Origin of the sequence: Neomegalonema sp. (assembly GCF_028688855.1) — a bacterium.
Classification (GTDB): Bacteria; Pseudomonadota; Alphaproteobacteria; order Rhodobacterales; family Rhodobacteraceae; genus Neomegalonema.
The window spans coordinates 1-8,622 of sequence record NZ_JAQTXI010000016.1 but is presented as its reverse complement, the minus strand read 5'-3'; the positions used below and the strand labels follow the sequence as shown (position 1 = coordinate 8,622).

At 71.5% G+C, this 8,622-nt stretch carries 8 protein-coding genes; 2 read left to right on the top strand and 6 right to left on the bottom strand.

Annotated elements, in window-relative coordinates; translation table 11 throughout:
* From mutL to PHN62_RS12310, 6 genes are all read right to left on the bottom strand, one after another.
* Positions 1 to 1,547 (bottom strand): DNA mismatch repair endonuclease MutL (gene mutL / locus PHN62_RS12335; RefSeq protein ID WP_300151070.1); only part of this gene is annotated, 1,547 nt, incomplete at its 3' end.
* 76 nt (positions 1,548 to 1,623) lie between these two features.
* Positions 1,624 to 3,069, bottom strand: a complete 1,446-nt coding sequence (locus PHN62_RS12330; protein ID WP_300151068.1) for a pitrilysin family protein — start codon at positions 3,067 to 3,069, stop codon at positions 1,624 to 1,626.
* Entirely contained in the window at positions 3,066 to 4,427 is a 1,362-nt protein-coding gene (locus tag PHN62_RS12325; protein WP_300151066.1) for a pitrilysin family protein, read from the bottom strand. Before PHN62_RS12325 ends, PHN62_RS12330 begins: the two co-directional genes overlap by 4 nt.
* A 128-nt stretch (positions 4,428 to 4,555) precedes the next feature.
* Complete coding sequence (locus tag PHN62_RS12320; RefSeq protein ID WP_300151064.1) at positions 4,556 to 5,224, bottom strand: DUF3035 domain-containing protein; 669 nt, start codon at positions 5,222 to 5,224, stop codon at positions 4,556 to 4,558.
* 107 nt (positions 5,225 to 5,331) lie between these two features.
* Positions 5,332 to 5,808 (bottom strand): signal peptidase II, encoded by a 477-nt coding sequence (gene lspA, locus PHN62_RS12315; protein WP_300151062.1) that lies wholly within the window; start codon positions 5,806 to 5,808, stop codon positions 5,332 to 5,334.
* Positions 5,809 to 6,005: 197 nt separating this feature from the next.
* Entirely contained in the window at positions 6,006 to 6,296 is a 291-nt protein-coding gene (locus PHN62_RS12310) for a hypothetical protein (RefSeq protein ID WP_300151060.1), read from the bottom strand.
* Positions 6,297 to 6,568: 272 nt separating this feature from the next.
* On the opposite strand from PHN62_RS12310, the gene PHN62_RS12305 reads away from it, so the two are divergent.
* Both PHN62_RS12305 and PHN62_RS12300 read left to right on the top strand, forming a co-directional pair.
* Positions 6,569 to 7,831 (top strand): TIGR04063 family PEP-CTERM/XrtA system glycosyltransferase, encoded by a 1,263-nt coding sequence (locus PHN62_RS12305; protein ID WP_300151058.1) that lies wholly within the window; start codon positions 6,569 to 6,571, stop codon positions 7,829 to 7,831.
* Positions 7,832 to 7,982: 151 nt separating this feature from the next.
* The gene (locus tag PHN62_RS12300) at positions 7,983 to 8,597 is read left to right on the top strand and encodes a 2-hydroxychromene-2-carboxylate isomerase (RefSeq protein WP_300151056.1); all 615 of its coding nucleotides are present in this window, start codon (positions 7,983 to 7,985) and stop codon (positions 8,595 to 8,597) included.
* The last annotated feature ends 25 nt before the right edge of the window (positions 8,598 to 8,622 follow it).

The window sequence follows — 8,622 nt, the reverse complement described above, 5'->3', positions numbered from 1 at the left end:
GGAGTCTCCCGCACGCAGAGGGCGCCCGGTCCGAAGGGCTCCACCGCCAGCCCCAGAGCCTCCAGCTCTTCGGCGGCGGCGAGGATCCGCTCCGCCGCGAGGGCGTCCATCTCGACGATCTCGGGGATCAGCAGCGGCTGACGCGCCACGCCTCCCGCCTTGCGCTGACGCTTGAAGCGTTCGTAGACGAGGCGTTCATGGGCGGCGTGCTGATCCACCAGCACCAGAGCCTCGCCGCTCTGCGCCAGAATATAGGTCTCGAAGATCTGAGCCCGCGCATGGCCGAGAGGGAGATCCTGCGGCGGCGTCTCCGCGGGCGCTCCGGCGACGGGCGGAGGCTCGGCCGCAAGAAAGCCCGTCGTCTCCTCCAGGGCCAGAGGCGTCTGGGCTGCGGCGTGACGCGCCAACAGGGCCGGATGGGGCGGAGCGGGCGTGAAATCCGGCCGCGCGGCGCCCGAGGGGCGCGGCGTCGGGAAAGGCCCCGCGATCACCGAAGAGCCGTCGCCGAGGCTGACGCTGCGTCCCGAAGCCGCCGCCAGAGCCGCCCGGATCGAACCGATGAAGAAGCCGCGCAAGGCCTGGGCGTCGCGGAAGCGGGCCTCCGCCTTGGCCGGATGCACGTTGACGTCCACCCGCTCGGGCGGGACTTCGAGATGAAGCGCGGCGCCGGGCTTGCGTCCGGCGGGCAGGAAGTCGAGATAGGCCGCCCGCAGCATGCCCAGAAGCTGACGGTCCTTCAGCGCCCGACCGTTCAGCGTGATGAAGATCTGACCTTCCGTGGAGCGGCTCCAGCTGGGCAGGCCGATCAGCCCGCCGAGCTTCATGCCGTCGCGTTCGGCGGCGAGGGGAAGGCTGTTCTCCAGGAACTCCCGTCCGAGCGCCGCCCCCACCCGCGCCCGTCGGGCGTCGAAGAGATCGCCCGAACCGACCACGTAATTGAAGACCACGCGCCCTTCGTCGGTCAGGTGGAAGGCGACCTCGGGCCGCGCCAGAGCCAGGGCCTTGAGCGTCTCGGCGGCGGCCTGAGCCTCGGCGCGTTCGGTCTTCATGAACTTCAGCCGCGCGGGCGTGGCGAAGAAGAGATCCCGCGCCTCGACCACCGTGCCGCCGCCCAGAGCCGCAGGCTCCACGGGCGTCAGGCGCCCGCCTTCGATCCTGAGCCGCCAGGCCTGATCCGCGCCCTTGCGCCGCGACCGGATCTCCAGACGCCCCACCGCCCCGATGGAGGGCAGGGCCTCGCCGCGAAACCCGAGGCTCGCCGCGCCGAAGAGCCCCGAGCCGTCGGTCTTCGAGGTGGCGTGGCGCGTGGCGGCGAGCGGCAGCTCCTCGGGAGTCATGCCTTCGCCGTCGTCGGCCACGCGGATGAGCTTGAGCCCGCCGCCCTCCAGCGCGACCTCGACGCGCCGGGCTCCGGCGTCGAGGGCGTTCTCGACCAGCTCCTTGAGCGCGGAGGCCGGGCGCTCGACCACCTCTCCGGCGGCGATGCGGTTGACGGCCTCCTCGGAGAGCAGCCGGATGCGGGAGGGAGCGGGGGTCTGGGCGGCCATGGACGGGAATCCTCCCTGCGCGGGGTCTTGCGCCCTTATAGCCCTCCCGGAGCCCCCTGCGAAGCGCGGGACGCCGTCAGGGAGGAGGCGCGGCCTCGCCGGGCGGCCTGGGCTCCGTTCCGGCCGGAAGGGGCTCGCCGCCCACCACCGAGAAGACGAGCTCCTCGGGCTTGAGCAGCCGCGCCGCCACGCGCTTCGCGTCTTCGAGGGTCACGGCGGCGATGGCCTCGTTGCGGGTGCGGATGTAGTCGATGCCGAGCCCCTGGCTGCGGCTGCGGACGAGGAACTCCGAAAGCCCCATGTTGGAGCTGATCCCCAGCCCGAAGGAGCCGATCAGATAGCGCTTTGAGCGCTCCAGTTCGGCTTCGGTGGGGCCTTCCTCGGCCATGCGCGTCCATTCCTCGCGCAGGACGCCGATGGCTTCGTCCACGCGTTCGTTGGCCACCGCCACCATCCCCATGACCACCCCCGCGCGGTCATAGGAGCGCAGCCCCGCCGAGACGGCGTAGGTCATGCCGCGCTTGTCGCGCAGGGCGGCGTTGAGCCGGGAATTGGCCCCGTAGCCCCCGAGCACATGGGTCATCACCCGCGCGGCCTCGTAATCCGGGTCGTCGTTCTCGATTCCGCCATGGCCGAAGACGATCATGCTCTGTTCGCGATCGACGATCTCCCGCAGAATCCCCGGCGCCTGAGCCGTCCGGGCGGGCGGCAGGCTCCGCGCCCCCCCCGCCGCCAGATCGCCGAAGGCGGCGTCCACCAGTTCGGCCAGCCGCTCCGGCGTCACGTCGCCCACCGCCGAGACGATCAGCCGGTCGCGGTCCGTCAGCCTGGGCATGGCCTCCAGCAGATCCTCGCGGGTCAGCTTCGCGTAATCGGCCTCGCCGCCGCGGTAGTCGCTGCTGTAGGGGTCGTCCGGAAACAGGCGCTTGAGGAAGGCCATCTCCGCGAGATTCTGCGCGTCGGCCCCCTGATGCCGCATGAGCGCCGTGCTCTGGGCCTTCACCAGAGCCACCGCCTCCGGATCGAAGCGCGGAGAGGCCAGCGACAGCCGCACCAGATCCATCACCTCCCCCAGATGCTCGGAGGGCGACCAGACCGTGATCGACAGATCCTCCGAGGCGGTCATGTAGACGATGCGCGCGCCCAGCTCGTCGCGGGCGTTCTGGAAGCTCCGGGCGTCGAGATCTCCCGCGCCCTCCTCCAGCAGCCCCCCGATGAGGAAGGAGGCGCCCCGGCGGTCCGGCGCGTCGGCGGAGAGCCCGCCCCCTCCGAACTGCGCGTTGAGCGCCACCGCCGGAAGGCTCGGCTCGTATTTCAGCCAGACCGAAAGCCCCTTGGGCGTCACGATCTCCTGGGGCCCCTCGGCGGGATCGGGCTGGGCGGCGGCCTCGCGGGCCGTCGTCGCGACGGCGGCTCCGAGCAGAAGCGCCAGACCCGCCCCCCGCAGGAGCCGCAGGGCCTCGCGCAGTCGGGCGGAGCGGAGAGGGAGAGGCCGGAAGGGACGGCGTGCGGCTGCGGTCATGGCGCGCTCTCCGTCTGGGCGGCCTGGAGGCGCCCGGTCACCGAGCGCTCGATCTTGAGCCATCTCCCGGCGGCGGCGGCGACCTGCTCGGGCGTGACGGCCCTCAGGCGGTCGGGCCAGGCCTCGACCTCCTCGATGGTCCGGCCGACGGCCAGAGCGGCGCCGTAGCGTTCGGCGAGGTTGAACTGGTTGTCCTGGGCGAAGAGCGCGTCCGAAAGGATGATGGTCTTGGCTCTGGCCAGCTCCTGTTCGGCCGGCCCTTCGGCGATCATGCGGGCGATCTCCCGATCCACGATGGATTCGACGAGGTTCATGTCCACGCTGGCGTCCTTGGGAAAGGCGAAGATGGAGAAGGTGCCGATGTCGGCCATCTCGCCCTGATAGCGGGCGCCGGCGTAGGCGGCGGGGGCCTCCTCGCCTTCGATGAGCGCCCGGCGCAGGCGGCTGTCGGCCGAATCGTTGGACCCGAGGATCTGCGCCAGAAGCGCCAGAGCCGGGCCGTCCACGGGATCGGCGGTGGTGGCGGTCGCGTAGAAGCGCTGGAACAGCGGCAGCACCACCCGCGCGTCGCGCATCTCGACGCGCCGGGCGGCGTAGGAGGCCGGTTCGCGGGCGCGCGGCGGCCTCTCGCCCGCGATGGGCGCGAGAGGCCCGTAATAGGCGCGGGCCCAGGCCTCGACCTGCTCGGGATCGACGTCTCCGGCCACCACCAGCACCGCGCGGTTGGGGCCGTAATGGCGGCGGTAGAACTCCACGGCCTTGTCGAGGCTCAGGCTTTCGATCTCGTGGCGCCAGCCGATCGCCGGAACGCGATAGCGATGGTTCTTGTAGAGCGCAGCCTTCATCTCCTCGCCGAATCTCTCGACGGGATCGCTGTCCACCCGCGACATGCGCTCTTCGAGCACCACCCGCCGTTCGACGTCCACCTGTTCGGCGTCGACGTCGAGGCGGCTCATGCGTTCGGCCTCCATCTCCATGACCAGCGGCAGCCATTGCGGCGCGATGCGCTGGTAATAGGTGGTGTATTCATGGGTCGTCCCGGCGTTGTCCACGCCGCCGTGATCGGCGATGATCCGCGAGAAGTCGCCGCTGGCGAAGGTCTCGGTGCCCTTGAAGGTCAGGTGTTCGAGGAAATGGGCCATGCCCGAGAATCCGGGCTCCTCGTCCGCCGCTCCGACCTTGTACCACACCATGTGCGTGGCGGCGGGCGCGCGGTGATCCTCGATCACCACGCCCTGCAGGCCGTTGTCGAGGCTGAAGGTGGTGACCGCAGGGGCCGCGGCCGCCGCCGCGCCGAGCGCAAGGCTGGCCGCCAGGCCCAGGAGGAGGGATCCGGCTGGCGGAATCCGTGTCTTCACGTGGTGTTTCCTTTTGAGGCCCGTCGTCGGGGGCCGTCTCGGCTGGACGCATTGCGCGCACGGTGTAAAGTTTTCGCGGCGCGCGAGCAAGGTTTTCGCGAGAGGTTCCGGCGCGGCCTCCATGGGGGTCAGGGGGCCGCGGAGGGCGCGGCGGAGGAGGGGGGGATGAGCAGCGCGGGAACCGCCCGGGCGCTCGAGACGGCGCCGGCTTCCGGGGCGTCCTGGCCGAGGCGGCGCAGCTCCGCCAGAGGCTCCACGACCTCGCCGGAGCTCTCGCCGCGCAGGCGCTTGAGGCCGGGGAACCAGCTGTCGAGGAGATATTTCGGCTGCCCGGCGGACTCGGAGGCGACGAGGGTCCGGGCCTCGCCGGAGACCGCCGGAGCCCCCGCCGCGCCGAGCAGCGCGGCTTCGGCGCCCGAGGGCGCGGAGGCGTAGGCGAGCGGCGCGGCGGCCTGGAGGGCGGCGGGCGTCCCTGAATAGGTCGCGCCGAGGGGCTGCTGTCCCATAATGACCGTATTCTGAGGGCTCGCCCGCCCCGGAGCGGCCTGACCGCCGAGGGCGCTGAGGGCCATGGCGCGCGGATCGGCCTCCAGCGGCGAGGCCGCGCCGGGAGAAGGCGGAGGCAAGGCCGTGAGATTGCGCGGGATTTCAAGATCGCGCGTGGGCATGACCACGAAGGCGTCCGGCGGATTCTTGTCCACGCCGAGAGCCTGCCGGATCTCGAAGCCCGCGCTGCCGCAACCGGACGCGCAAACGGCGATGGCCATGAGCGCGGACGCCGTTCTTGTTCTCGCCATCAAGACCTCCTGCAAGATGCCCTTAGGGCGCCTCGCGACGCCCGGATCCCTCTGATTTTCATATCCCACCTCGGTTCGCCGGACAAGGCGCGTCGAAACGGGACGGGTCAGGAAGATGTGGGAGAACCGCTGCGCCAGGCCACCAGAAGCGCGCCGAAAAAGATCGTGACATCAGCGACGTTGAAGGCGAAGGGGTTCCGGATTCCGCAACAGGAGACGTTGAGGAAATCGGCCACGGCCCCATGAAGCATGCGGTCCAGGGCGTTGCCGAGCGCTCCCCCCGCCAGAAGCCCCGCGCCGAGGGCGAAGAGCCCGTCGCCCGCCCTGCGCCCCGCCCAGACCAGAACGCCGAGCGACACCAGACCCGCCAGACAAGCAAGCAGCCATTTGGTCCAGGGCGCGTCCGAGGCGAAGAGCCCGAAGTTGATCCCCGGATTCCACGCCAGATGAAAGGACAGCCAGGGCGGCAGCACCTCGATGACGCCCAGGGTCCTGAGGTCGAGGCGCTCGAAGACCCACCATTTGCTCGCCTGGTCGAGGGCGAAGACGGCGAGGGCGACCGATCCGGCGCGCGCGAGGCTCATGGGGACTGTCTCCTGAAGGCCCTCAAGCGGGCGGCGGCGCGCGACCATAGGCGCTCGCCGCCGGAGGCTCAAGGCCCGCAGGACGCGCCCGCCGCCCATCCGGCCGCCCGTCTGGCGGCCGGTCGTCGGGCGGGCGGGCGTCGGGCGGTCGCGGGGAGGGAGGGCCTTGGGGAGGGGGCGTCGCGCGGGGCGAAGGATCAGCGGATGCCGCCGCCGCGCAGGCAGCGCTGATAGCGTTCTTCGGCGAGACGCTTCTCGTAGTCGTAGAGGGGGCCGTCCGACGGATTGCGGGGGGCGGGGCCGGTGCGGTAGCCGGTGGCGTCGATGCGGTCCATGGCGGCCTGCATGCCGCCGCAGTCCAGACTGCGGACGTCGGGAAGCTGGATGCTGTGCCCCGTCGAGGTGGTGAAGCCGTTTGCGGCGGCGGGCTGAAGCCACAGGCCCGTCGCCGCAATCGCGGCGGCCAAACGCAGCGCTGCGATCATCATGTGCAATCCTTGTCTCTGAGCCCCGGAACGCGACCGTCCGGAGCCTGGGGCGCCCCGTGGAGCGCAACTTGACGCGAACGCGCGGCGGAAATAGGGCGAGGGTTCGGCGAATCGGTCCAAATCGTCGCCTCATTGCGGCGGGAAACATGGTAAGATCTTGAAATCCCGCGCTCGACGCGAAAGGATGCGCTCATCCGAACCGCTGTGTCCTTAAGCCCTTCTTGAGGGCGAATCGGGCATAGCCGGAGAAGACCTTTCTCCGCGGAGCCCTCATGCGCGTCCTGCACGTCCTCGACCATTCCGCGCCGTTGCAAAGCGGCTACGTCACGCGCAGCCTCGGCGTCTTCGCCGCTCAGGAGGCCATGGGCTGGACGCCGCTCGGCCTGACGACGCCGCGTCACGAACGCGCCCTGCGCCGAGCCGCCTCCGCCGCCCCGCGCGAGGAGCGCGCGGGAGGACGCCGCTTTCTGCGCACGCCGGATTCGCGCGGCGGATTTCCGGCCCTGCTGCGCGAGATGTCGGCGAGCTACCGGCGCATCCTTCAGGCGGCGGCCGAAGAGGCCTGCGACGTGCTTCATGCCCATTCCCCCGCTTTGAACGCCTTGCCGACGATCCAGGCGGGCCGCCGACTCGGTCTTCCCGTCGTATATGAAATCCGCGCCTTTTGGGAAGACGCCGCCGTCGATTCCGGGCGATTGAGGGAAGGCGGCCTCCGCTGGCGGTTGCAAAGACGCATGGAGGAGGCCGCCGTGCGCTCGGCGGATGCGGCGGCGGTCATCTGCGAGGGGCTGAAGTCCGACCTCGTGGGGCGGGGCTTCGCGCCGGAGCGCCTGACGCTGCTGCCCAACGCCGTGCGGGCCGCCGACTTCCCGAGCGTCGGGCCGCGCGATCCGGAGGCGGCGGCGGCTCTGGGGCTGGGAGAGGGGCCGGTCTTCGGCTTCGCGGGCTCCTTCTACGCCTACGAGGGGCTGGATCTGCTGATCGAGGCCCTGCCGGAGGTGCGCGAGGCTCTGCCGGGGGCGCGTCTGCTGCTCATGGGCGGCGGGCCGGAGGAAGAGGCCCTGCGGCGCAAGGCGGCGCCTCTGGGCGAGGCGGCGGTCTTCACGGGGCGGCTCTCGCGCGAGGAGCTGCGGCGGCGCTTCGCGGCTCTGGACGCGGTGGTCCTGCCGCGCCGGGCCATGCGCCTGACCCATCTGACCACGCCGCTCAAGCCTCTGGAGGCCATGGCCATGGGGCGTCCGGTGGTGGCCTCGGACGTGGGCGGCCACAGGGAGCTGATCCGCGACGGCGAGACGGGGCGGCTCTTTCCCGCCGGAGACCGCGCGGCTCTGGCGGCGGCGATGATCGGCGCGGCGCGGGACTGGCGCTCGGGAGCGCTGGACGGCCTCGTCGAGACGGCGCGGGCCGAAGTCCTGCGCGAACGCGACTGGGCGGCGGCGGGGCCGCGCTATGTGGCGCTCTACGCCGAGGCGGCGCGGCGACGCGCGGCGCGGGCCGGAGCGCCGCTTCCGGCCTGGGCCTCCTCGCCGGGCTAGGGCGTCGTCCAGCGAAGAGGCGGCCAGACAGGAGCCGAGGGCCTTCGAGCGCTCCGGGGCGCCGGAACGCATTGCGTCGCGGCTTCTCCCGGCGCATCCTGCCTCCCGCCGCCCCGGGATCAGGAGGGCGGGCGCGCAGGAGGAAGCCCGGATGTCGGAGCCCGTTCTCGAAGTCTGGTTCGATTTCGCGTCGAGCTATTCCTGTCCCTCCGTGCTCCGGGTCGGGGATCTGGCGCGGGCGCGGGGGATCGGGATCCTCTGGAAGCCCTTCATCCTCGGGCCGGTCTTCGCGCGCAACGGCCTGACGCAGCCGCCCTTCCTCGTCAGCGAGGACAAGCGCGCCTACATGATCCGCGATCTGGAGCGCCTTTGCGCGCCGCTGGGTCTGGAGTTCCGCCTCCCGGAGCCCTTTCCGCAAAACAGCGTGACCGCCGTGCGGCTGGCTCTGGCCGTGGAGGCGGAGCCCTGGGCCGGAGACTTCTACGCCCGCCTCTTCCGCGCCGCATTCGGCGAGGGCGCCCAGATCCAGGATCCGGCGGTTCTGACCGCGCTCCTCGAGGCCGCCGGTCGGGAGGGCGCCGCCCTGGTCGAGCGCGCCCGGACCGATCCCGACCTCAAGGCGGCCTTGCGGGCGCGGGTCGAGGAGGCGGCGACGAAGCGCCTCTTCGGCGCTCCGAGCTTCCTGACGCCGGACGGCGAACTCTTCTGGGGCGACGACCGCCTGGAGCAGGCCCTCGACTGGACCGCCGCCCTCAGGAAGGCTTAGGCGATCTCGAAGACGCCCTCGATCT

What these genes read in the sequence shown, in the direction of transcription:
- PHN62_RS12330 (WP_300151068.1), bottom strand. Translation starts at nt 3,069, where the DNA reads ATGACCGCAGCCGCACGCCGTCCCTTCCGGCCTCTCCCTCTCCGCTCC.
- PHN62_RS12320 (WP_300151064.1), bottom strand. Translation starts at nt 5,224, where the DNA reads ATGGCGAGAACAAGAACGGCGTCCGCGCTCATGGCCATCGCCGTTTGC.
- lspA (WP_300151062.1), bottom strand. Translation starts at nt 5,808, where the DNA reads ATGAGCCTCGCGCGCGCCGGATCGGTCGCCCTCGCCGTCTTCGCCCTC.
- PHN62_RS12310 (WP_300151060.1), bottom strand. Translation starts at nt 6,296, where the DNA reads ATGATGATCGCAGCGCTGCGTTTGGCCGCCGCGATTGCGGCGACGGGC.
- PHN62_RS12305 (WP_300151058.1), top strand. Translation starts at nt 6,569, where the DNA reads ATGCGCGTCCTGCACGTCCTCGACCATTCCGCGCCGTTGCAAAGCGGC.
- PHN62_RS12300 (WP_300151056.1), top strand. Translation starts at nt 7,983, where the DNA reads ATGTCGGAGCCCGTTCTCGAAGTCTGGTTCGATTTCGCGTCGAGCTAT.